The sequence below is a fragment of the Mesorhizobium sp. M0340 genome (assembly GCF_040321535.1).
Taxonomy (GTDB): Bacteria; Pseudomonadota; Alphaproteobacteria; order Rhizobiales; family Rhizobiaceae; genus Mesorhizobium.
In genome coordinates this window covers 261,130-285,386 of sequence record NZ_JAMYRR010000005.1, presented here as the reverse complement: position 1 = coordinate 285,386, position 24,257 = coordinate 261,130, and the positions used below count along the sequence as shown (strand labels likewise).

Below are 24,257 nucleotides of genomic sequence, written 5' to 3'. Positions count from 1 at the left end.
CTGGAGAATTGATCATGCGTAAATGGAAAATCGCGCTGGGAACGGCCGTCGCCCTTGGGGCGATTTCGGTGGCGAGCGTTCACCTGCTCGACATGGGCAGCCTCAGCCTCAACGCCGGCACAGCCGGGGCGGCAACACCCAAGCCGGAAGCCTTCGTCATGCCGGTGCCGGTGGTGAGCGTCGTCAAGAAGACGATCCCGATCTATCTCGACTACGCCGCCCGGGTGGAGCCGATCCGCAGCATCACGCTGCAGGCGCGCGTGCCAGGCTACCTGCAGGAGCAGGTCGCCATCGACGGCAGTGACGTTGCGAAGGGCGACCTTCTCTACAAGATCGCCCCCGAGGATTTCCAGGCTGCCCTCGAGCAGGCGAAGGCGCTTATCCAGCGCGACACGGCAACACTCGACTATGCGCGCTCCAATCTCGGGCGCGGCAGCGAGCTCGCCAAGAGCGGCTATCTCGCCAAGGACGTGTTCGACCAGCGCACCAGCACCTTGCGTGAGGCTCAGGCCTCGCTCGCCGTGAACCAGGCCGCCTTGCGGACCGCCGAACTCAATTTGAGCTATACCGAAATCCGTGCCCCATTCGCGGGACGCATCGGACGCAGCCAGGCATCCGTTGGAACGCTGGTCAGCGTTGCCGGCACCGTGCTCAACTCCCTGGTGCAGCTCGATCCGATCTACGTCACCTTCAATCCGAGCGAGACCGACCTGACACAGATCGAGGAAGCCCGGGCCGCAGGACCGATCAGCGTCGACGTCCTGCTTCCCGGTGAAACGGAACCGCGCCAGAAGGGCGATCTTACCTTCATAGACAACACGATCGATCGCTCGACCGGCACGATCACGGCGCGGGCGACGATCGGCAACGCCAAGTTCACGCTGCTCCCCGGCCAATATGTCCGCGTCCGGCTGCACGTCAAAGAGCAGCCCGATGCGCTGATGGTACCGCAGACGGCACTCGGCTCAGGCCAGCTCGGCAAATACCTCTATGTCGTCGGCAAGGACAACACGGTCGACCAGCGTATCGTTTCGCTCGGACCGACCAATGGCGATCAGGTCGCCATCTTGAGCGGTGTGGCCGAAGGCGACCGGGTCATTACCGGCAATCTACAGAAGATCGGCCCGGGAATGCCGGTCTCGCCGCTGCCCGAGAAACCGGCCACCTGATAACCCCCATCAGGTCCGGTCCCGCGGCGCTCTCGGCTCCCACGCCAAGGGCGCCGTTTTGCTATGTTCGTCTTACGCAATTCCTTGGGGAGAGCGCTACATACGCCGGCTTCGAGAAGCCGGCGTATGTTCAGCGGGGTCGGCTTTTGCGGCCGTGCGCCCTGACGGCCTTGCCTGCGCCGCAAGCCGCGGCCAAGCGGAAGTCAAGAAATCCACGACCCGCCTCTTGTAAGATTGTCGACAATCTGTTTTTCCTTTCGGTTTGCTGGAGCAGCCGGAATGGCAACGCTGGATTTCAGTCCGATCGCCGACACGACAAGACGCGCCGAGATCGTGGCGCTGCTCCGGCGGGCGATCCTGACCGGCCAGTTGGAACCTGGGCAGAAGCTCAACGAACTCAGGATTTCCGAGCAGATGCGGGTGAGCCGTGCGCCGCTGCGCGAGGCGATGCGCGAATTGGTGCAGGAAGGCATCCTGACCAGCATCCCCTACGCCGGAACCTTCGTCATCGACGTTACCGCCAAGGACATCGACGATGCCTATTCGCTCAACAGGGTGCTCGACGAATTCGCCATCGCGCGGACCTGGCCGCTTCGCGACCAGCGCTTCTTCGACGAGCTCGACCGGCGCCATGCGGCGGTGAAGCAGGCGACGCGCAAACTGGACACGACGCGGCAGATCGAAACGGCGCTGCAACTGCATGGCCTGATCCATGAATGGGCCGACAATTCGGTGCTGCTCGAGACGTGGCAGCGGCTGACCAGCCGGCTGCAGATGTATTTCGCGCTGCACCAGCGGGCGCGCAACGAGCCGGTGCCTGCCGAAGATGCTCACGAGACCTATGTACGGCTGCTCAAGGGCAGCGACATGCGCGCTGCCCAGCGCCACGCCAAGGAGCATATCGATTTCGATTTCGAGGCATTGCTCGCCTATGCGCGCGGGCTGGAGCGACGCCGCCCAAATGACGCTGATCGTGCCAGCCTGACCCGCGGCCGGCCAGAAACCGCGTGACGAGCCCGATAAGCTTGGCGGGCCACCCTTAATACCGCAGATAACGGACAGAAACGTGCAGATCAAAACCATCAAGGCCTACCATGTCGTGCAGCCCTTCGTTGACGGGCCTTATCGTATGTCCAAGGGGCGCGTCGCCGATGCGTTCGACGCGGTGATCATCGCCGTCACCGCCGATAGCGGGCTCACCGGCTGGGGCGAGATGGCGCCGCTCGGCAACTTCTATTCGCCTGCCTTCGCCGCCGGAACGCGCGCCGGCGTCGTCGAGATCGCACCGCATCTCATTGGCCATGACCCACGCGGGCTTGCCAGTATCAACAGGCTGATGGACACGGTGTTCAAGGGCCATCCCTACATCAAGTCGGCGCTCGACATGGCATGCTCGGATCTCGCGGCGCGCGCCGCCGACGTGCCGCTGGTCACCCTGCTCGGTGGGCGCGAAAGTGAGACGGCCGAACTCTACAAGGTCGTCACCCACGGCACCGTCGACGCGATGGCCGCACTCGCCAAGCGCATCGTCAACGGCGGTTTTCATCGGCTGCAAGTCAAGGTCGGCGGCAACGTCCATGACGACATCGAACGCGTCACAGCCGTCGCCGCCGCCGTGCCGAAGGGCACCGTCATCTTCTGCGACGCCAATGCCGGTTGGACGTCTTACCAGGCGCGCCAGTTCGCCGATGCGACGCGCAACATCGACTACACGTTCGAGCAGCCCTGCACGACGATCGACGAATGCCTGGCGGTGCGCCGCTCGCTCGACAAGCCGATGGTGCTCGACGAATCCGTCGCCTCGCTGGACGATATGCTCGACATCCATCGCAAGGGGGCCGCCGACGGGCTGACGCTGAAGATCTCACGCCTTGGCGGCGTCACCAAAACGCGCCAGATCCGCGACCTTGCCGTCGACCTCGGCTTCATGATCACGGTCGAGGACACTGGCGGCGCCGAGATCGACACATCGGCCATGGCGCATCTGTCGCTGTCGACGCCGGAGGAGCGCCGGCTGCACGCCATCGCCTTTCACGAATGGGTGACGGTGCGCACCGCATCCAACATGCCGCCGGTTTCGGGAAGCCGTATGGGCATTCCGGATGGGCCGGGCCTCGGCATCGATGTCGTTCCCGGCCTGCTCGGTGCGCCCTTCTTCGAAATCGGCAGCTGAACTGCAATAAGGCTGCACCGAATCAACCTGAATATGCCGCGTCCTTCTGACTGCGGAGGCACGGTCGTGTGGATTGACCGCTCATCCAATCGTCTTCGGCCGATTGCAGAGCGACAATACCCAATTGCCGGTTGAAATATTTTTCATTTGCAAATAGAAATGTTCAAAACGTTGATTTCGACGCTGCGGCGCGTCAGGAACTGGAGGAAGCGACATGTCCCATCCGCAATTTGCAGCGGAACTTCTGCAGCGCGCTGAACAGCAGGGGCCGATCACCATCGGGCTTGCCGGCGCCGGGCAGATGGGCACCGACATCGTCGTCCAGGTCGCGCTGATGCCGGGCATGCGGATCGGCGCCATTTCTGAAGTCAGGCCGCAGGCAGCGATCGACGCGGCGCTGCTCGCTGGCCATGACCATTCCGACATCGTTCAGGCCGGCAATGCCGCGGCGATCGACCGCGCCATCGAGGCGGGCAAGATCGCGGTGACCGAAGATTTGCATGCGCTGGCGGCGGCCGGCCGGATCGACGTCATCATCGACGCAACGGGCAATCCCAATATCGGCACGCTGTTTGCGCTCGAAGTAATGAAGAACGGCAAGCATATCGTCATGCTCAATGTCGAGGCCGACATCACCATCGGCCGCTTCCTGAAGGAGGAGGCACGCAAGGCCGGCGTCGTCTATACCGGTGCCGCCGGCGACGAGCCCGCCTGCACGCTGGAGATCATCGGCTTTGCTAAAAGCCTCGGCTTCAACATCATCGCCGCCGGCAAGGGCAAGAACAATCCGCTGAAGATCGACGCCATGCCGGCCGACTACGAGAAGGAGGCGGCCGAGCGCAACATGAATGCGCGCATGCTGGTCGAATTCGTCGACGGCTCGAAGACGGCGATCGAAATGGTGGCAATCGCCAATGCGACCGGCCTGGTGCCCGATGTGCCGGGCATGCACGGCCCGACCGCGACGCTGGAGGAGCTGGCAAGCGTGCTTTGCCCGCGCGAGGATGGCGGCGTGCTGCACCGCAAGGGCGTTGTCGATTACTCGATCGGCAAGGGTGTGGCGCCCGGCGTGTTCTGCATCATCGAGACCCGGCATCCGCGTGTGCTGGAGCGCATGATCGACCTCAAGGTCGGCCAAGGCCCCTATTTCACGATCTTCCGGCCCTATCATCTGACCAGCCTGGAAGTGCCGCTGTCGGCGGCGCGCGCGGTCGTCTACAAGCGTGCCGACATGGAGCCGCTCGACCATCCGGTCGCCGAGGCGGTGGCGGTTGCCAAGAGCGATCTCGGCGTTGGCCAATCTCTCGGCATGATCGGCGAGAACGACTATCGTGGCTTCGCCATGACCTGGGAGGATGCGCGCGCCCGCGGCGCCCTGCCGCTCGGCCTTGCTGAACGCGCCAAGGTGGTCAAGCCGCTCAAGACCGGCGACTTCCTGACCTATGAAAATTGTGTACCCGACGATTCGATGGTGATAACCCAGATCCGCCGCCGTCTCGACCAGTCAGACGGACGGTTCGCTACCAACGCGGCCTGACCCGCCGGATCTCCGCCTGATGGAAGATGTCGTAATCGGGATCGACGCCTCGACCACGGCCGTGAAGGCAATTGCCTTCGCGCGCGACGGCGAGGAGTTGTTCCAGGCGCGCGAGCCGTACCCGCTTTCAAATCCGAAGCCCGGCCATTTCGAGCAGGATGCCGAACATTGGTGGACGGCGCTGCTTGGCGCATTGAAGCACGTCACCGAGGCGGTCGGCGCTGCGCGGGTGGCGGCGATCTGTATCGCCCATCAGCGCGAGACCTTCACGCTGGTGGACAGCGCCGGCAAAGCACTCATCCCGGCGATCCTGTGGCTGGACGAACGCGCCCGTCCGCAGGTTATCAGGCTTTCGGCCGAACTCGGCCGCGAGGCGATCCGCGACTGGAGCGGCAAGCCGCCGGACCCGACGCCGGCACTCTACGCCGTCGCCTGGCTTGCCGAGCACCAGCCGCAAGTGCTTCGCCAGGCAGCGGCGCTGGTCGACGTGCATGGATTCTTCGTCCAGCGACTGACCGGGCGATTGGTCACCAGCACCGCAAGTGCGGATCCGCTCGGGCTGCTCGACGTCGAGAAGGGCACTTGGCGTCCAGAGCTCGTTGCGGCGGCGGGGCTGCAACTGGAGCAATTGCCCGAGCTGGTCGCGCCGGGCGTGGTCTGCGGCGGTCTTTCCGCAAGCATAGCGCAACTGACCGGCCTGAAGGCCGGCACGCCGGTTGTTGCCGGCGCCGGTGACGGCCAAGCTATGGGCCTTGGCATGGGCGTTTACGGCGAGGGCAAGAGCTATCTCTCGCTCGGCTCCGGCGTGGTCAGCGGCTGCTATTCCGGCAAGGTGAAAACCTCGGACGCTTTTCGAACGCTGGTCTCGCCGACCGGCTCCGGTTTCATGCTCGAGACCGTGCTGCGCTCTGGCATGCAGCTGGTCGACTGGATCGTTCGCACGACCGGTTCGCCGTCGGTGGCAGCGCTGGAGAAGGCTGCGCTGGATGTTGCCGCGGGCAGCGAGGGCCTGCTCATCATGCCCTATTGGGCCGGCGTCATGAGCCCCTATTGGGACGGTGCGGCGCGCGGCGCCATTGTCGGCCTGTCGCTCGATCACCGGCCGGAGCATCTCTTCCGCGCTGTCCTGGAAGGCATCGCCTTCGAGCAGGCCGTTGCCACCGAGGCCATGGAAGCCCAGGCCGGCGGACCGGCGGCGATGATTGCCGCGGGCGGCGGCACCAATTGCGCGCTGCTCATGCAGATCATGGCAAGCGTGCTCGAGCGGCCGCTCTCGGTTTCGCCGGTCAACGAAGCCGCCGCACTCGGCGCTGCGGTGCTGGCGGCAGCGGCTATCGGCTGGTTTGCCTCACCGGAAGCCGCCGCGCAGGCAATGGCTGCCGCTCCCACCAGGCATGTCGATCCGGTCGACGGGCTTGTCGCCGCCTATCGCGCCCGCAAGGCAATCTACCGCGACCTTTACCAGGCGACGCGCGATATCCATACCCGCCTCGGCGCTCTCCGCGAAATCTAGCGGTTGAGCAGGCCCTTTGCCGCGTCTTCGTCGGTGATCAGAACCGATACCTTGGTGTTGGCGAGCGCAGCCCGCATCACAGCAACCTTCTCGCTGCCTCCCGACACCAGGATGATGCTCGGGATATCCGACAGATCCTGCAGCGGATAGGCGCAGACGCGGCGGTTGACCTCGTGGTCGACCGGGCGGCCCTCGGCGTCGATGAAATGACACAGAATATCGCCGACGGCACCGGCCGCCTGCAATTCCTCGAGCTCGCTTGGCTTGATGAAGCCATAATTGGCGATCGGGCTGTCGTTGGAAAACGAGCCGACGCTGAGCACGGCGATGTTTGCCCGGCGTGCGCGGAAGACGACGTCCTGGACGCTGCGCTGGCTCATGAAGGCGTCGCGCTGCTCCGGCCTGTCGGCATAGACCGGCACCGGCAGCAGGAAGCACTCCGCACCGATCTTTTCGGCGAAATCCCAGGCGCTTTCTGTCGGGTTGAGCGGCTGGGCATGGGTGAGGCCGCCAAGCATCGAAACCACCGTCGTCCTGGCGATGGGCCGCCGCGGCAATTCATTGATGGCGAATTTCAGTGTCCGCCCCCAGCCCAGCGCGATGACATCGCCGGCATTCACATGGTCGGCCAGGTAGGCGGCAGCGGCGTGGCCGATCATCAGCGGCGCATTGCTTCGGTCGGCTGCCGACGGCACGACCACGGCCTGGCTGAGCCCGAACCGCTGCTTCAGGCTTTCCTCCAAAATCACGCATTCGACGACGCTGTCACGGATGCGAAACTGGACGACCCCCTCTTCGCGGGCGGCGGAGAGAATGCGATGCACCTTGATGCGGCCGACGCCAAGAATTTCGGAAATCCGTTCCTGTGTAAGACCCTCGACGTAATAGTGCCAGGCGGCCCGGGCCTTGAGTTCGGCGTCGGGGAAGCGCGAGGCTCTTTCGTTCTCTACGATCGTCATCTGTTTGCCTTGCCGCAGCCGCCGGCTCTGCTCATGAAATTCCAATCCGGCGACTTCGAAATGCCCAAGATTTCGGAGACCTTGCGTAAGCCAATCCGGCGGACAGCGCAAACCCGTCCTCGAATGAAGCGGCAGGCCTTGACAATTTTCCGACGAACAGTTTAGCTGAACAAAATTGCATGTTAAAGATAAATTGTTCACAGGGAGGAGCCTGGTGAGCAAAGTGGCCCGGTGATGCAGCGCCGGATTGCTGTGGAGGAGACAAAGTGGCTGTGAGCAACGACACAAGCAATTTGAAGGCAGGCGAGTTGAAGGCAGGCTCTGGCGCGCAGGCTACGGCGGGCGCAAGGTTTTCAGCTGTCTTTGCCGGAACCATGGGTCCGCTGATCGGGCTGGTTCTGCTGTGCCTGGCGCTCTCGCTGACCACCGACACGTTCCTGACCATCCGCAACATCCTCAACGTGCTCGACCAGGTCACCGTGCTCGGCATCATGGCGATCGGCATGACGCTGGTCATCCTGATCGGCGGCATCGACCTGTCCGTCGGCTCGGTGCTGGCACTGGCTTCCATGGTGATGGGCTTCGTCGCCCATCCGGACTATCTCAATCTCGGCCTGCCCGCCGGCATCGCCGCGGCCCTCGTCGTCGCCGGTCTTTGCGGCCTGGTTTCGGGCCTGCTGGTCACGATCACCAAGCTGCCGCCCTTCATCGCCACGTTGGCGATGATGTCGGTGGCGCGCGGTCTCGCCAACATGATCACCGACGGCTCGCAGATCGTCGGCTTTCCCGACTGGTTCACCAGCCTGTCGATCATCCGCCATTTCGGCTTCCTCTCGGTCACCGTCGGGCTGATGATCGTGCTTGCCGTCATTTTCGCGATCTTCCTCAACTACCGCGCCACCGGCCGCAGCCTGTACGCAATCGGCGGCAGTGCCGAAGTCGCCCGGCTGTCCGGCATACCGGTCAAGTCGCTGACGAACTGGGTCTATGCGATCTGCGCCGTGCTGGCCGGCCTCGCCGGCATCGTGCTTGCCGCGCGGCTCGATTCCGTCCAGCCGAGCTCCGGCCTCGGCTACGAACTCGACACCATCGCGGCGGTAGTGATCGGCGGCGCCAGCCTGTCGGGCGGCGTCGGCTCGATCGGCGGCACCGCGATCGGCGTCCTCATCATCGGCGTGCTGCGCAACGGGCTGAACCTGCTCGGTGTCTCGCCCTTCATCCAGCAAGTGGTTATCGGCGTGGTGATCGCGCTGGCGGTGGCCACCGACACCTGGCGGCGCCGAGCACAATGAAGAATGGGCACAATGAAGAATTGGGCTCAATGAGATTCACCCGGATATTCGGGCGAAAACGGATCGGTGATCCGAAACTGGGAGTTGTTCGGCCAAGGGGCGCCGCGATGCGCGGGCAGGACATATTGAACATCAACGGAGGAATAACATGCTGACCAAACGTTCATTGCTGCTTGCCGCCGCGGCCGTCATCCCGCTGCTTGGCCTGTCCGATATGGCCTCGGCGAAGGAGGCCAAGAAGCTCGGCCTCGCCGTCGCCAATCTGCAGGCCGACTTCTTCAACCAGATCAAGCAGTCCGTCGAAGCCTATGGCAAGGAAAAGGGCATCGAGGTCGTTACCGTCGATGCCAAGGGCGATTCGGCGACCCAGGTCAGCCAGGTGCAGGACCTGATCACGCAAAACATCGACGCGCTGATCTACATTCCGGCCGGCGCCACCGCCGCCACCGTGCCGACCAAGACGGCCAAGGCGGCCGGCATCCCAGTCATCAATGTCGATCGCAACGCCGACGGCGCACCCGGCGACACCTTCATCGCCACCAACAGCGTGGCATCGGCCAAGGCGGTTTGCGACTACATTGCCAAGCAGGCCGGCGGCAAGGGCGAGTTGATCATCATCCACGGCCAGAAGGGTACGACGCCCGAGGTCGATCGCTCGAAGGGCTGTGGCGAAGCGTTGAAGGGCTATCCCGACATCAAGGTGGTCGGCGAATTGTGGAGCGAAGGCTGGCACCAGGACGAAGGCTTCAAGCTGACGCAGGATCTGTTGCAGTCGCATCCGGATGTGTCGATCGTCATCGGCCAGGCCGACGCGCTGGCGCTCGGTGCGGCGCAGGCGGTAAAGGTCGCCAATCCCGGCCACAAGGTCTGGGTTGCCGGCTTCGACGGCGACGTGGCGGCGCTCAAGGCGCTGAAGGACGGCGTCTTCGACGTGACGGCAACGCAGCAGACGCAAGGCATGGGCCGGCTTGCCGTCGACGCGGCAATCAAGCTGGTGGCCGGCGAGACCATTCCCGCCGAACAGCTGCAGGATGCGACTTTGACCACCAAGGACAATGTCGAGCAGTTCATCGCCAAGCATCCCTGATTGAGACCAGTCCGGCAGTCAGCGAGCGCAACGATGTCCACCGATCCTCGCCATACGCACAGCCCCCATAACGGGCTCGTCGTCAGCGGCCTCTGCAAGAGCTACGGGCCGGTGCAGGTCCTGGCCGATGCGAGCTTCGAGGTGCGGCCGGGCGAGGTCGTGGCGCTGCTTGGCGAAAACGGCGCCGGCAAGTCGACCGTCTCGAACATCATCGCCGGGTCGACGAAACCCGATGCCGGCACCATCACCTGGCGGGGGAACCCTTATTCCCCCGCCAATCCTGCCGCGGCGATCGACGCCGGCATCGGCATGATCCACCAGGAGCTGAAGCTCTTGCCCGATCTGTCGGTCGCCGAAAACGTCTATGTGGGGCGCCTGCCGATGCGCGGCGGCCGCATCGATCGCACGGCAATGAATGCACGGGCATCGGCCCAGTTGAAGCGCCTCGGCCTCGATGTCTCACCCGAGCGCAAAGTGCGCACGCTGCGTATCGCCGCCCAGCAGCAGGTCGAAATCGCCAAGGCGCTGACGCTCAATGCCGAGTTGCTGATCTTCGACGAACCGACGGCCGCCCTTGGCGGCGAGGAAACGGAGCTCCTGTTCCAGCAAATCCGCAAGCTCAAGGCGGAAGGCATGTCCTTCATCTATATCAGCCACCGGCTGGACGAGATCGCCCAAATCGCCGACCGCGTGGTGGTGATGCGCGACGGACGCATCGTCGCCCGGCACGAGCGCGCCGACGTTCCGGTGCGCACCGTGGTCGAGCAGATGGTCGGCCGCAGCGTCGAGCGGATGTTCCCTACGGTATCGGCGCCGGGCAACGACACGCTGCTCGAAGTCGAGAACCTGTCCTCGCCGGAACGCAGCTTTCAAAATGTCAGCTTTTCAGTGCGGGCCGGCGAAATCCTCGGCATTGCCGGGCTGATCGGCGCCGGACGCACGGAGCTGGTGCGGGCGATCGCCGGTGCCGATCCGATCTCATCGGGTTCGGTGCGCGTCGCCGGCAAGCCGGTGCATCTCAATGGCCCGGCGGCGGCGATCAAGGCCGGCGTCGTTCTCGTACCGGAAGACCGCAAGGCGCAAGGCGTGGTGCTCGACCAGACGATCGGCGAGAACCTGGCGATCGGCAATTTCGACCATGTCGCGCCGAATGGCTGGGTGTTCCCGAAGGCGGTGCAGAAATTCGCCGAGGCCGGCATTCGCCGGCTCGGCGTCAAGGGCCGGCCGAACCAGGCGGTCAGCAAGCTCTCCGGCGGCAACCAGCAGAAGGTGATCATCGCCAAATGGGTGTCGCGCCCGCCCAAGGTGTTCATCCTGGACGAGCCGACGCGCGGCATAGACGTCGGTGCGCGCGCCGCGATCTATGATGTCATCGCCGACCTTGCCCGTTCCGGCATGGCGGTGGTGGTGGTGAGTTCCGATCTCGAGGAAGTGCTCGGCCTGTCGCATCGCGTGCTGGTACTGAGCCGCGGCCGGCAACGCGGCATTCTCGGCCGCAGCGAAGCGAGCAATGTCGCCGTGATGGAACTCGCCACGAGCTAGGACGGCCCATCGAAACAAAGCGCAGCAGGTGGTATCCTCCCGGGCACCAGACCGCGCGGGGCGCCAGCAACAGAGTTGGCGCCCCTTTATTTCCGGAGGACGGCGGTTGGAACAGAGGGACCGACGATGAAACTATTCGAACTTCATGGTGACGTGGCACTTGTTACAGGCGCCGGCAGCGGCATCGGCCAAGCAATCGCCATCGGCTTGGCCGAGGCCGGCGCCGACATAGCCTGCTTCGGCCACGCCTCCAAAGGCGGGCTGGAGGAGACCGCGCACCGGATCACGGCACTTGGCCGCAAGGCGCTGGTGCTGAACGGCACGGTGACGTCAGAGGCCGATCTCGCGGCCGCGATCGAGCGTACGGAGAAGGCACTCGGCGCGCTGACGGTCGCCGTCAACAATGCCGGCGTCGCCGGAGCTGAGCCGGCGGAGACGCTGTCGCTGGAGAAATGGCAGAAGCTCTACGACGTCAATGTCAGCGGCGTGTTCCTGTCCTGCCAGGCCGAGGCCCGCGCCATGCTGACGCGGCGCAAAGGCTCGATCATCAACATCGCCTCGATGTCTGGCTCGATCGTCAATCGCGGCCTGACACAGGCGCATTACAATTCGTCGAAGGCCGCGGTCATCCACATGTCGAAGAGCCTGGCCATGGAATGGGCCGATCGCGGCCTGCGCGTCAATGTCGTCAGCCCCGGCTATACGCTGACGCCGATGAACAAGCGACCGGAGGTCGCCGACCAGGTCAAGATCTTCGAGCGCGACACGCCGATGGGCCGCATGGCGGCGCCGGAAGAGATGGTCGGCCCGACCGTGTTCCTGGCCAGCCGCGCCTCGAGTTTCGTCACCGGCATCGACCTGATCGTCGATGGCGGCTTCGTCTGCTGGTAGGTGAAAAAATGCAGAAGCGATTCCAGGGAAAAACGGCGGTCATCACCGGCGCCAGCGGCGGCATTGGCGCGGCAATGGCAAAGCGCTTCGCGGCGGAAGGTGCTGCGGTCGTCGTCAGCGCCATCGACGCGCGCGTCGAAGAGGTTGCCGCCGATCTGAAGGCTGCGGGCGCCAGGGTCGCATCGCTGCGCATGGACGTGACCAGGAAAGACGAAGTCGTCGCGCTCTACGATCTGGCCGAGCAACAGTTCGGCCGCGTCGACATCTCCGTACAGAATGCCGGTGTCATCACCATCGCCAGGGTCGAGGCGATGACAGAGGCCGAATGGGACAAGGTGATGGCGGTCAACACCAAGGGCGTGTTCCTGTGCTGCCAGGAGGCGATCGCGCGCATCCGCAAGCACGGCGACGGCGGCCGGCTGATCAACACCGCATCCGGCCAGGCGCGGCAGGGCTTTATCTACACGCCGCATTATGCGGCCTCGAAATTCGGCGTCGTCGGCGTCACCCAGAGCCTGGCCAAGGAAGTGGCGAAGGAGAAGATCACCGTCAACGCGATCTGCCCCGGCATCATCGACACCGACATGTGGGCCTATAACGATGCGGCGTGGGGCAAGTTGATGGGCGATTACAAGCCCGGCGAACTGATGGCCGAATGGGTGAAGAACATCCCGATGGGCCGCGCCGGCAGCGGCGAGGACGTCTCCGGCCTGGTCAGCTTTCTCGCCAGCGACGATGCGGCCTACATCACCGGGCAGACCATCAATGTCGATGGCGGCCTGATCATGTCGTGAGGATACTCGGGCGCCAGTGCCCTGTCCGAATTGCATCACCGTGACGGCATTATGCGTTGCGAGACATGACTGTTGGTATATATAATTTCATCCCATGAAACGGCTCTGGCGAGATGGGGTTCGCCAGGCCGACAGCTGAGATCATGGGACCTTGATGGCTCGCATCTTTCAGAGCGCCGCCAGACCGGCGATCGATCCGCGGACTGCCTTGGCAGCAATCCATCGGCAGCCATGACACGGTCCCCTCCGGCACATCTTCACGAAATTGGGCACCATCCGCTCTGCGCCGCTTCAGCGCCGGCAGCAATCTGGCGCCAACGCCCTTGCGCAACGACCAGCTTTTCCAACACAATCAAAAAAAGACGCAAGAAGGGAACGAACGATAACTTCACCAGAGCTTGACAGGAGAACAAGCATGTCACTTCGGAACATGATTTCGAGTTTCTCAATGGGAGCCTTAATACTTACCGCGGCGAGCGCGCTGACGTCTTCGGCCTATGCGGCAGCGCCGGAATCCAACGACCCGATCAAGATCGCGCTGTTCGACTGGACCAGCGTCAATCTGAACGCCAAGATCCTCGGCGGCATCCTCGAAAAGCTCGGCTACACCGTCGAGTATCCGACCGCCGACTATCTCTCCAGCCTGACCACCGGCCTGACCAATGGCGACATCGATGTCGGCCTGGAATTCTGGGACACGACGGCCGGCGAGGCGATGAAGGCCTCGGACGCGACCGGCCAGACCGAACGTCTCGGCAAGCTCGGGCCCAAGGCCAAGGAGGAATGGTGGTTTCCCGAGTATATGAAAGAGAAATGCCCCGGCCTGCCTAACTGGGAGGCGCTGAAAGACCCGAAATGCGCCGAAGCGTTCTCGACCGCCGAAACCGCGCCGAAGGGACGCTATCTCGGCGGACCCGTGACATGGGAAGGTTTTGATGACGAACGCGTCGAGGCGCTGAAACTGCCCTTCACCGTCATCCATGCCGGCACCGATGCGGCGATGTTCGCCGAACTGGACTCGGCCTATCAGCGCAAGGCGCCGATCATGCTGTGGATCTATTCGCCGCATTGGGCGCCGGCCAAATACAAGGGCGAATGGGTCGAATTCCCCGACTATACGCCGGAATGCTACAACGACCCGAAATGGGGCGTGAACCCCGATGCCAAATATGACTGCGGCAAGCCGCATGGCGAGATCTGGAAATATTCCTGGGCCGGCATGAAGGACAAATGGCCGGTCGCCTACAAGGTCGCGAAAAACTACACGGTCGATACCGACGAGCTCAACAAGATGAGCGGCGAGATCGATCTCGAAGGCAAGACGCCGGAAGACGTCGCCGCCGCCTGGATCGCCGCCCACGAAGCCGACTGGAAAGCCTGGGCCGAGTGACCGTCTGACTGGAAACGCGACGACCCGGCCACTCAGGGCCGGGTCTCGATCCCCTATTCCAGAAGGACGATTGAATGAGCGATACGATTGAACAGGCGGCGAAAGCGGGCAACGATGCACGCCCGATCAAACTTGCCTGTCGCAATGTCTGGAAGCTGTTTGGCGCGGACGCGGCCAATTTCATCCGCCGGCGCGACGGCAAGGCCAGCATGACGGACATCGCCGCCGCCGGACTGGTTGGGGCGGTGCGCGCCGTCGATCTCGAAATCCGCCAGGGCGAGATCTTCATCATCATGGGACTTTCCGGGTCAGGCAAGTCGACGCTGGTGCGCTGCATGTCGCGGCTGATCGAGCCGACCCACGGCAAGGTCGAGTTTGAAGGCAAGGACCTGCTCAAGATTTCCGATGCCGCGCTGATCGAGCTGCGACGCCACCGTATGGGCATGGTGTTCCAGAATTTTGCCTTGCTCCCGCATCTCAACGTACTGGAGAACATCGCCTTTCCCTTGGGCATCCAGGGACAGGACCGGCCGACGCGCGAGGCGCGCGCACGGGAAGTGATCGAGCTGGTCGGCTTGCGCGGCCGCGAGCATTTCTATCCGCGCGAGCTTTCCGGCGGACAACAGCAGCGTGTCGGCATCGCCCGCAGCCTCGCCACGAAGCCGGAAATCTGGTTCCTCGACGAACCGTTCTCGGCCCTCGATCCGCTGATCCGCCGCGAGATGCAGGACGAGCTGATGCGGCTGCAGACCATGCTGCACAAGACGATCGTCTTCATCACCCATGATTTCGACGAGGCCATCCGGCTGGCCGACCGGATCGCCATCATGAAGGACGGCGAGGTCATCCAGATCGGCACGCCGGAAGAGCTGGTGGTCAATCCGGCGACCGACTATGTCGCCGAATTCACCCGCGATGTCGATCGCGCCAAGGTGATATCGGCGCGCAGCCTGATGCGCGCCTGCGACGGCGCCGAGTACGGCGGCACGGTCGCGCCGGATGCCAAGATATCAAGTTTTTCGGCTGATATCGTCTCTGCCGGCAAGCCCTTCGCGGTGGTCAACGGCACCGGCAAGCCGATCGGCGAGGTCACGCCGCAGGCGGTGATCGATCTTCTGGCCGGCATAGAACGTCGTGGGGCCGGCGCATGACGGTCACGGCAAGCGCCAGCGCAGCGAGGCCCCGGCCGGTTCAAACCTGGCTGGCGATCTGGGCCTGCGCGCTCGCCGCCGTGCTTATCGTCTTCCTGCTGCAGGAAGGCCTGCCCTGGGCGGTCAATTACCCGGCCGGCGCGATCGTTCCTGTCGCAGACTGGGTCGGTGCGCTGATAAACTGGGTGAAGTCGAACTTCTCCTGGCTGACCCGCTCGATCACCGCGGTGCTCGGCGTACCGCTCGATTTCGCGCTCGCTCTTCTGGCCAAGAATTTCAAGATCGGCCATGGCGCCGATATGGTCGTGTTGCCGCGCCTGTCCTGGGTCGGCGTCTGCGCTGCCGCCTACCTTGCCGGACGCGCCGCCGGCGGCTGGAAGCTGGGTGCGCTGGCCGGCGGCTGTTTTCTCTACATCGCGCTGTTCGGGCAGTGGACCAGCGCCATGCTGACGCTGGGCTTGATCTCGATCGCCGTGCCGTTTTGCATTGTCACCGGGCTGTTCGCCGGCATCTGGGCATGGCGCAAGCCTTGGGTGGAGAGGCTGTTGATCTCCCCTGCCCTCGATCTGATGCAGACGATCCCGACCTTCGCCTATCTCATCCCGATGCTGCTTCTTTTCGGCAACAGCCCGGTCTCGGCAATGATCGCGACGGCAATTTTCGCGACGCCGCCAATGGTGCGGGCGACGATGCTCGGCCTGTCGCGGGTGCCGTCGGAGATCGACGATTTCAGCGAGATGGCCGGCTGCACGGCACGGCAGAAGCTGTGGCGAGTGCTGTTGCCGTCGGCGCGGCCGACATTGATGGTCGGCGTCAACCAGGTCATCATGCTGGCACTCAATATGGTGATCATCGCCTCGATGATCGGCGCCGGTGGGCTCGGCTATGACGTGCTTTTGGCGCTGCGCGCGCTCAAGGTCGGCGAGGCGATGGAGGCTGGCCTCGCCATTGTCGCACTGGCAATTGCACTCGACCGGCTGAGCCAGGCGATCGCCCACAATCACGACAAGGGCAATGTCCGCCATCAGGCCGGCACCAGCTTCTGGCGGCGTTATCCCAACCTGACGCTGGCCGTTGCCATCCTCGCCGTCGCCACGCTGCTCGGCCTGTTCGTGCCGGCCTTCGCCGCGGTGCCAAAAGCGATCACCTTCACCACCGCGCCTTTGTGGAAGGCGGCGGTGAACTGGATCACCATCAACTTCTTCGACACGATCGAAGCGTTCCGCGTGGCGCTTATCCTCAACGTGCTGAACCCGGTGCGCGCCTTCTGCGAGGGCTTTCCGTGGCTGGGCGCGGTTTGTCTCCTTGGCCTTGCCGGATACCAGCTCGGCGGGTTCCGCCTCGCCGCCCTGGTCGCGGCATTGACAGCGTTCTGCGCCGTCACCGGCCTTTGGGAAAAGACCATGGCGACGGTCTATTTGTGCGGCATCTCGGCCTTTATCGCTTGCCTCATCGGCATTCCGATCGGGCTGATGGCATCGCGCAGCGACCGCTTCGAAAAGACCGTCACGCCGGTCATCGACACGCTGCAGGTGCTGCCGTCGTTCTGCTTCATCATTCCGGTGGTGATGCTGTTCAGAGTCGGCGACGTCACCGCGATGATCGCCACCGTCGCCTTCGCCGTGGTGCCGGCGATCCGCTACACCAATCACGGCATCCGGCAGGTGCCGCCGGCGCTGATCGAGGCGGCGAAGGTGTCCGGCTGCACCAAGCGGCAGACCTTCTTTCGCGTGCAGCTGCCGCTGGCCCTTCCAGAGATCATGCTTGGCGTCAACCAGACGATCCTGATGGCACTGGCGATGATCATCATTTGCGCCATGGTCGGCACCCGCGATCTCGGCCAGGAGGTGTTCATCGCGCTGTCCAAGGCCGATTCCGGCCGCGGCATCGTCGCCGGCCTGGCCATTGCCTTCATCGGCATCGTCGCCGACCGGCTGTTCAACGCCTGGACGGCGAAGGCTCGCGCAAGGCTGGGATAGTCCGGAATAGGACGGCCTCAGGAAGCTGCCGCCAAGCGCGCCGTTAACGAGGCACCGATCCCTACGCCTAAAGATATAGCCATTCGGGATGATTGCTCGCTGTTACCTCACCTCGTACGGCTGTCATCGGACGGGCAGGCTCAACAGGAGAGCGAACAATGGCTATACGCGTTCCCTTTACTCCCGGTGATCTAGTAGACCGTCAACGGGGCACCGATGACGTCCTCGCAGGCGATCTAAATACAAACATCTTAATCGGCGATGCTGGCGGCAGCCTGCTAGATTTCTCGAGGGGCGGCAACGACATCTTCACGGGATCGCCATCCTCCACCACCACTGCTTACGGAGATGCCGGCGAGGATGGCTCGGACCACAGCAAGGGCGGCAACGACACTTTCACAGGCGCCTCGCTGGGCACCTACGTCTTCTACGGTGACGTCGGCGGCAACATGTTCGTTCATGCTCTGGGCGGAGACGACAGTTTTAGAGCCGAGGGCGACTCCTTCAACACTTTTTACGGCGATGCCGGCGGCGATATGTCGGACCACAGCAAAGGCGGCAACGATACGTTGAGCAGTGAAGTGGGTAGACGGGTAGACAACACGTTCTACGGCGACGCCGGCGGCAACATGTTCGGCTTTGCTCAAGGCGGCGACGACATTTTCGTGACCAGCACTCGACAAGGAGCCGATCACACCTTTTACGGTGACGCGGGCGGCGAGATGTCCGACCATGGCAAGGGCGGCAACGACACCTTCCAGGGCTCGATAGAAGCCAATAACATTTTCTACGGTGACGCGGGCAGCAACATGTCCGGCAATGCGCAAGGCGGCGACGACAGTTTCACGACCAGGACCGACTCCTTCAACACTTTCTACGGCGATGCCGGCGGCGATATGTCGGACTACAGCAAGGGTGGCAACGATACCTTCACGGGTGGCTTCTTTTCCACCAACACTTTCTTCGGCGACGCCGGCGGCAACATGTCTGACCATGCTCAGGGCGGCGACGACCACTATACGGACCTGGGTGGGGAGATCGGGAGCAAAACTCTTTATGGCGATGCGGGCGGTGATCTTTCCGGTTTCGCCGCGGGCGGCAACGACACTTTCACGAGCGCGGGTGGCTCGGAGATAACGTTCTACGGCGACGCGGGCGGCAGTATGTTCGATCACGCGCTTGGGGGCGACGACGTGGCCGTGTTGCAAGGCACTCATAATTTGGGGTATGGCGATGCGGTCACGATGCTCGGCAGCGCTGTGGGCGGCAATGATACCCTGACCGGCGGGGACAAAAGCGCCTTTCCTGATGTTCTAAACGAGTTATACGGCGACGCGCGCGCTATGTCCGGTTCCGCCCAGGGCGGCAACGACATTCTTACCGGGGGCCACAACAGCGAAAGCGGCCAGGTCCGTAACTTCCTGTGCGGCGACGCTCTACAAATGTCCGGTTCGGCCAAGGGCGGAAACGATACCCTGTACGCCGGGAGCGCGGCACCCGGCTGCACGGTCATCAATGACATGTGGGGCGACGGGCAACTGAGCGAGTTGGCTCAGGGCGGCAAAGACCAATTCATATTCAAGGACGATGGTTCCATGACGGTCGGAACCCAAAACACCATTTACGACTTCAGCCAGACCCAAGGCGACACTATCGTGTTTAGCGGCGTGGAGGGCGTGCAATCGTTCGATGATCTCACAATTGCGCAAACTGGAGCCGACACCATCATTACCGCGGGAGTCGATCAAGTTACTCTCGCAAACTTTACGAGCCCGCTGACAACGAGTGACTTTTTGTTCGTCTGAGAGAATAAACACCTACCCTGTTCGAAGGAGCTGGAATGCGGTGAGAGTTCGTTGAGGATAGTCGCGCGGCCGGTCGCCCCAATTCTGCCCGGCCGGCCGTTCGACAATCCAAGCCGCAGGTGTGGATCACATGGCCAGGAATCTCTCGGTCAATCGAGCCCAGAGCGCTGCGCCGACGGTCAGATTGCCGTCGTTGAAATCGTATTTCGAGCTGTGCAGGATGGCTGAATCCTCGCCGTTTCCGAGGCGCAGGAAGCAACCGGGTTTGTGTTCGAGGAAATAAGAAAAATCTTCGCTGCCGGGGATCAACGGGCAGACGGACACCTTGTCCTGACCGACGAGCTCGACAGCGACGTCTGTCGCGAAGGACGTCTCGCCCTCGGAATTGATCACCACCGGGTAGCCGCGCTCGTAATCGATCTCGACCGTTGCGCCATGCGCCTGCGCCACAAGTGCTGCGATATTGCGAATACGCTGCTCAAGCGTGTCGCGAATCTCGGCCGAGAAAGAGCGGACGCTCAGCGTGATCTCGGCGTGTTCCGGGATGACGTTGGAGGCCGTGCCGCCGTGAATGGTGCCGACGGTAACGACAGCCGTCTCGATCGGGTTGACGTTGCGCGACACCACCGTCTGCAGCGTCATGACGATGTTGGCGGCAGCGACGATCGGGTCGACCGTCAGGTGCGGACGCGAGGCGTGGCCGCCACGCCCGGTTATCTTGATCGTGACGGTATCGCTCGCCGCCATCAGCGGCCCGGCGCGCATCAGGAACGAACCCGTCGGCGCGCCCGGATGGTTATGCAGCCCGAATATCGCATCGCAGGGAAAGCGCTCGAACAGGCCGTCGGCGATCATCGCCTGCGCCCCGCTTCCCTTGCCGGCTTCCTCGGCCGGCTGGAAGATGAGGTTCACCGTGCCGTTAAAATACCGCGTGCGCGCCAGGTATTCGGCGGCGCCGAGCAGCATCGTGGTGTGGCCGTCATGGCCGCAGGCGTGCATCGTGCCGCTGGCCTGGCTGGCATAAGGGAGATTGGTCGCTTCGGTAATCGGTAAGGCGTCCATGTCGGCGCGGATGGCGATGCTGCGGCCGCTGCCCTGGCGCAAGCGGCCGACGACGCCGAGCCCGCCGACATTGCGCGTCACCTCGTAGCCCCAGCCTTCGAGCCGTTCGGCAACGTATGCAGCCGTTTCGTGCTCCTGGAATGAAAGCTCGGGATGCGCGTGCAGGTGCTGGCGAACCGCCGCAAGCTCGGCGGCCTTGTCGGCGAAGTCGGAAATGTCGGCGAACTGGTTGGAGGTCTTTGGCATGGAAGGTCCTTTGCCGAGCACGTAATCGTGCCGGCTTTGCTGTCAGATGAAACGGCTTAAAAAGGCCCGCGTGCGCGGGTGCCTGGGTTTGGCGAGAACCTCGTCCGGAGGCCCGGCCTCGATCACATTGCCGTCGTCCATGAACACCACCCGATCCGCCGCTTCGCGGGCAAAGCCGATCTCGTGCGTGACGACGATCATGGTCAAGCCCTGCCTGGCGAGATCACGCATGGTGGAGAGGACCTCGCCGACCAGTTCCGGATCGAGCGCCGACGTCGGCTCGTCGAAGAGCATCAATTTCGGGCGGATGGCGAGCGCACGGGCGATGGCGACGCGCTGCTGCTGGCCGCCTGAAAGCTGGCGCGGATAGGCGTCGATCTTGTCGGCGAGACCGACGCGGGTCAGCAGTTCGCGGGCGTAGCCGATCGCCTCCTTGCGGTTCTCCCGGTGAACGCCGACCGGAGCCTCGATGACGTTCTGCAGGGTCGTCATGTGTGGATAGAGGTTGAACTGCTGGAACACCATGCCGATCTTGCGCCGCTGCGCCGCGATCGCCCGGTCGGAGAGTTTGTCGAGCCGGCCGTTGTGCAGCCGGTAGCCGATCTGCTCGCCGTCCACCTCAATCGACCCTTGGTCGATCGCCTCCAGATGATTGATGCATCGCAGGAAGGTTGATTTGCCGGAGCCGGACGGTCCGAGAATGACCACCACCTCGCCAGGCGCGACGTCCAGGTCGATGCCCTTCAGCACCTCGAGCGGGCCGAACGCCTTGTGAACGTTGCGCGCCCTGACCAGGGGCGTGTCATGCGCGCTCATTGGCGGCCTCCAGTGTGGCGGTCGCCGTCTTCTCACGCGCGCCGCGGTCGCCGCGGCTGTAGTGGCGTTCGATCGCGCCTTGCGCCACGTTGAGAATCGAGGTGATCAGCAGGTACCACAGCACTGCAACCATCAGCAGCGGAATGATTTCGAAGGTGCGGTTGTAGATCGACTGCACCGAGTAGAGCAGGTCGGCCATGGCGATGACGCTGACAAGCGACGTCGCCTTGATCATGCTGATCAGCTGATTGCCGGTCGGCGGCACGATCGATCGCATCGCCTGCGGGATGATGATGCGCCGCAAGGCCCGCGCGCGGGTCATGCCGAAGGCTTCAGCCGTTTCGGCCTGTCCCTTGTCCACCGACAGCAGCCCGCCACGAATGATCTCGGCCATGTAGGCGGCCTCGTTCAGCGCCAGACCAAGAACGGCGGCCGTCAAAGGCGTGATCAGGTCGTTGGTGTTCCAGCTGGCGAAGCCAATGGAAATGCGCGGAAACAGCGTCGAAAGGTTGTACCACAGGATCAATTGCACCAGCAGCGGCGTTCCGCGGAAGAACCAGATGAACAGGCCGGAGAGAAAGGATGCCAGCCTGTCGTTCGACATGCGCGCGATGGCGAGCAGCAGGCCGAGCACGATGCCCAGGATCATCGCCACGACCGTCAGGCCGAGCGTTACGGAAAGCCCCTGCATGACCGTCGGATCGAAGAAATACTGGGCGACCACGGGCCAGCCGAAATTCGGGTTGACCGCGACGATATAGGCGAAGCCGGCGGCGACGGCGACGGTGAATGCCCAGAGCGCCAGCCGGACGAGCGGGAATGGCCGGTGGGCTCGTTTGACGTCGCGCAGCGCGTCGTCGGGACGTCGCGGCAGCCCGGCCGCGTAGGCAGCGGTCGCGTCGGTCATGGCAGCCTCTACTGGCCCTGGTTGATGCCGGGCGCGTCGATCATGTTCTTCTCGAGGCCCCACTTCTTCATCACCGCGGCGTAGGTGCCGTTCTTCATCAGGATCTTGAAGGCGTCGAGCAGCACGCCGCCCAGCGGCGAACCCTTCTTGACGACGGCGCCTTGGTAGATGTCCTTGAAGCCGTTGGCCTGGCCGACCCCGGCGAGTTCCAGCTGGCCCTTCGCCTGCTCGACGAAATAGGTCAGCGGCGCCTGCGAGGAGAAGAATGCGTCGGAGCGCTTCGACCGGACGGCCAGTATCGAGCTTGGCTGGTCGGTGAAGGATTGCACCTCGACGGCCGGCTTGCCGCCCTCGGTGCATTTCTGCGCCTGCTGCTTGATAACCTTTTCGGCCGAGCCACCCGACATCACGGCAATGCGCTTGCCGCACGCGGTGTCGAGCGAGGTGATGCCTTGCGGGTTGCCCTTCTCGACGGCGAAGACAACGTATTCGCGCACCCAATCGACGAAGTCGTTGGATTTCTGGCGGTCGGGATAGTCGCCGACAGGCCCCATCGCGAACTGATAACGGCCGGCATTGATGCCGCTCAGCAAAGCCGGCAGGCCGGCGACGGAGGCATGATCGACCTCGATCCCGAGCAACTGGCCTATAGCGTCCGAAATGTCCTTGGTCGCCCCTGACAGTTCCGTGCCGGTAACGATCTCATAGGGCGGGAACGAGCCGTTGTTGACGGCCGTGATCGTTCCCGCCGCGCGGATCTCCTCCGGCAGCCGGGCCCGCAAGTCTTCGTTCACCGATTGCTTCTGGATATCCTGGGCAAAGCTGGCCTGCGCCAGCATGGTGACGAGCGAGGCGAATATGAAGCTGATTGTCCTCATGGCATTCTCCTTCGTGTTCTTCGTTGCGTTGTCAGGTGGCCCGCGACCTGGCCTCGAAAGGAAACAAGGCTTCGGCGGAAATCGGTTCCGTCAGAATGCCCTGGACATGGAGCTCGGTGACGAAATCCTCGATCATGCGCCGGTTGGCAGGCAGGCCGCTGGCGTTCCAGGAGGCAGGCAGGTCGCGCCCCGCATGAAGCAGCTCCTCGAGGATCCACGGCGAGGTGTCGGCATATTTTCGGCGCTTTGCCGTCCAGACGCGCTGGCTTTCGTCGATCAGCCTGGCGAGTTCCTGCGGCAGCCAGGGATGTTCCCTGGCCATTGCAGCCTTGACAGCGACCAGATGCATGCCCGGCACATAACGGACGTCGGCGAAATAGGCGCGTTCGGCCGCGCGAAAATCGCGCAGCACTTGCCGGAAGCCGGAAGCCGGGCCGAAAAAGCCGTCCGGCATGAAGGGCGTGAAAACGGCGTCGAGCTCGCCTTGCGCCAGCAGCTCCATCATCGGGCGCTCGCCCGGTGCTGCTTCGATGCGCCCCGGCCTGCCGAATCCGTCGAGGCGGTCGGCGATCGGGTGCTCGGATGTCAACCGGCCGGCAAACCAATAGGCATCCTCGATGCCGACGCCCTCCCGGCGAAGCGCCCCGCGCGTCCACGTGTTGCCGGAATCGCGCCAGCCGGTGACGCCGATACGTTTGCCGGCAAGGTCGGAAAGCTGCTGCAGCGGACTGTCCTCGACCGTGATGATACAGCGATGGCGAAAGCCGCGCATGATGAAACACGGTAGTCCAACCACCGTATCGACGCCCGAAGCCATGGCCGACACATAACGGCTGAACGAGACCTCCGCCGCATCGTAGTTCGGATCGGTGCCGAGATCCGCGATCAGCGTGGCGACGCGGTCAACCTTCAACGACAGGCGATTGGAGGCGACGTCACCCAGGACCAAGGGGGTGAGATAGTCCCAATCGCGGGTGGCTATAGTGATCGAAACGGCCATCGGCATGAACTTCAAAGCTATGTTTGACCGGCGATTGGTAAATGTTTATTTTCTGCCGATCAAATG

Annotated in this window: 20 protein-coding genes; 14 read left to right on the top strand and 6 right to left on the bottom strand. The window is 63.4% G+C overall.

The genetic code is table 11. The annotated features are described in order from the left end of the window. Positions 1-14: 14 nt before the first annotated feature. The 5 genes from NKI79_RS10215 to NKI79_RS10195 all read left to right on the top strand — a co-directional run bounded on the left by NKI79_RS10215 (position 15) and on the right by NKI79_RS10195 (position 6,392). Entirely contained in the window at positions 15-1,169 is a 1,155-nt protein-coding gene (locus tag NKI79_RS10215) for an efflux RND transporter periplasmic adaptor subunit (RefSeq protein WP_254820387.1), read from the top strand. A 279-nt stretch (positions 1,170-1,448) separates the two neighbouring features. After that, a complete protein-coding gene (locus NKI79_RS10210; protein WP_352801402.1) occupies positions 1,449-2,180 on the top strand; it encodes a GntR family transcriptional regulator in 732 nt (243 codons plus the stop codon). 55 nt (positions 2,181-2,235) lie between these two features. Beyond that, positions 2,236-3,342 (top strand): mandelate racemase/muconate lactonizing enzyme family protein, encoded by a 1,107-nt coding sequence (locus tag NKI79_RS10205; RefSeq protein ID WP_352801401.1) that lies wholly within the window; start codon positions 2,236-2,238, stop codon positions 3,340-3,342. A 214-nt stretch (positions 3,343-3,556) separates the two neighbouring features. Beyond that, a complete protein-coding gene (locus NKI79_RS10200; protein WP_254820384.1) occupies positions 3,557-4,879 on the top strand; it encodes an NAD(P)H-dependent oxidoreductase in 1,323 nt (440 codons plus the stop codon). 19 nt (positions 4,880-4,898) lie between these two features. Continuing rightward, positions 4,899-6,392, top strand: a complete 1,494-nt coding sequence (locus tag NKI79_RS10195; RefSeq protein WP_352801400.1) for a xylulokinase — start codon at positions 4,899-4,901, stop codon at positions 6,390-6,392. Here NKI79_RS10195 and NKI79_RS10190 read toward each other — a convergent pair. Next, positions 6,389-7,351 (bottom strand): sugar-binding transcriptional regulator, encoded by a 963-nt coding sequence (locus NKI79_RS10190; protein ID WP_031211026.1) that lies wholly within the window; start codon positions 7,349-7,351, stop codon positions 6,389-6,391. The genes NKI79_RS10195 and NKI79_RS10190 overlap by 4 nt on opposite strands. 308 nt (positions 7,352-7,659) lie before the next feature. Here NKI79_RS10190 and NKI79_RS10185 point away from each other — a divergent pair, with 308 nt between their 5' ends. From NKI79_RS10185 to NKI79_RS10145, 9 genes are all read left to right on the top strand, one after another. Continuing rightward, positions 7,660-8,643 (top strand): ABC transporter permease, encoded by a 984-nt coding sequence (locus NKI79_RS10185; protein WP_302897181.1) that lies wholly within the window; start codon positions 7,660-7,662, stop codon positions 8,641-8,643. Between the two features lie 148 nt (positions 8,644-8,791). Beyond that, positions 8,792-9,730 carry a sugar ABC transporter substrate-binding protein gene (locus NKI79_RS10180; RefSeq protein WP_254820381.1) on the top strand — a complete coding sequence of 313 codons (939 nt, stop codon included), beginning with the start codon at positions 8,792-8,794 and terminating at the stop codon, positions 9,728-9,730. Between the two features lie 33 nt (positions 9,731-9,763). Then, positions 9,764-11,272, top strand: a complete 1,509-nt coding sequence (locus NKI79_RS10175) for a sugar ABC transporter ATP-binding protein (RefSeq protein ID WP_352801399.1) — start codon at positions 9,764-9,766, stop codon at positions 11,270-11,272. 126 nt (positions 11,273-11,398) lie between these two features. Next, a complete protein-coding gene (locus NKI79_RS10170) occupies positions 11,399-12,163 on the top strand; it encodes an SDR family oxidoreductase (protein WP_352801398.1) in 765 nt (254 codons plus the stop codon). Between the two features lie 8 nt (positions 12,164-12,171). After that, positions 12,172-12,957, top strand: coding sequence for an SDR family oxidoreductase (locus NKI79_RS10165; protein ID WP_352801397.1), 786 nt, complete (start codon positions 12,172-12,174; stop codon positions 12,955-12,957). 415 nt (positions 12,958-13,372) lie between these two features. After that, positions 13,373-14,347: an ABC transporter substrate-binding protein gene (locus NKI79_RS10160; RefSeq protein ID WP_352801396.1), complete on the top strand. Its 975-nt coding sequence runs from the start codon at positions 13,373-13,375 to the stop codon at positions 14,345-14,347. Positions 14,348-14,421: 74 nt separating this feature from the next. After that, a complete protein-coding gene (locus NKI79_RS10155; protein WP_352801395.1) occupies positions 14,422-15,498 on the top strand; it encodes a quaternary amine ABC transporter ATP-binding protein in 1,077 nt (358 codons plus the stop codon). Continuing rightward, positions 15,495-17,477, top strand: a complete 1,983-nt coding sequence (locus NKI79_RS10150) for an ABC transporter permease (protein ID WP_352801394.1) — start codon at positions 15,495-15,497, stop codon at positions 17,475-17,477. Before NKI79_RS10155 ends, NKI79_RS10150 begins: the two co-directional genes overlap by 4 nt. Before the next feature lie 158 nt (positions 17,478-17,635). Next, positions 17,636-19,282: a hypothetical protein gene (locus tag NKI79_RS10145; protein ID WP_352801393.1), complete on the top strand. Its 1,647-nt coding sequence runs from the start codon at positions 17,636-17,638 to the stop codon at positions 19,280-19,282. A 126-nt stretch (positions 19,283-19,408) separates the two neighbouring features. Here NKI79_RS10145 and NKI79_RS10140 read toward each other — a convergent pair whose 3' ends face one another. The 5 genes from NKI79_RS10140 to NKI79_RS10120 all read right to left on the bottom strand — a co-directional run bounded on the left by NKI79_RS10140 (position 19,409) and on the right by NKI79_RS10120 (position 24,191). Further along, a complete protein-coding gene (locus NKI79_RS10140; protein WP_352801392.1) occupies positions 19,409-20,590 on the bottom strand; it encodes a M20 aminoacylase family protein in 1,182 nt (393 codons plus the stop codon). A gap of 42 nt (positions 20,591-20,632) precedes the next feature. After that, the gene (locus NKI79_RS10135) at positions 20,633-21,406 is read right to left on the bottom strand and encodes an amino acid ABC transporter ATP-binding protein (protein WP_352801391.1); all 774 of its coding nucleotides are present in this window, start codon (positions 21,404-21,406) and stop codon (positions 20,633-20,635) included. Beyond that, positions 21,393-22,313 (bottom strand): amino acid ABC transporter permease, encoded by a 921-nt coding sequence (locus NKI79_RS10130; RefSeq protein ID WP_352645401.1) that lies wholly within the window; start codon positions 22,311-22,313, stop codon positions 21,393-21,395. The genes NKI79_RS10135 and NKI79_RS10130 overlap by 14 nt, the downstream gene beginning before the upstream one ends. An 8-nt stretch (positions 22,314-22,321) precedes the next feature. Beyond that, a complete protein-coding gene (locus NKI79_RS10125) occupies positions 22,322-23,152 on the bottom strand; it encodes an ABC transporter substrate-binding protein (RefSeq protein WP_502909805.1) in 831 nt (276 codons plus the stop codon). A 70-nt stretch (positions 23,153-23,222) separates the two neighbouring features. Then, positions 23,223-24,191, bottom strand: a complete 969-nt coding sequence (locus NKI79_RS10120) for a substrate-binding domain-containing protein (RefSeq protein ID WP_352801389.1) — start codon at positions 24,189-24,191, stop codon at positions 23,223-23,225. Positions 24,192-24,257 lie beyond the last annotated feature (66 nt).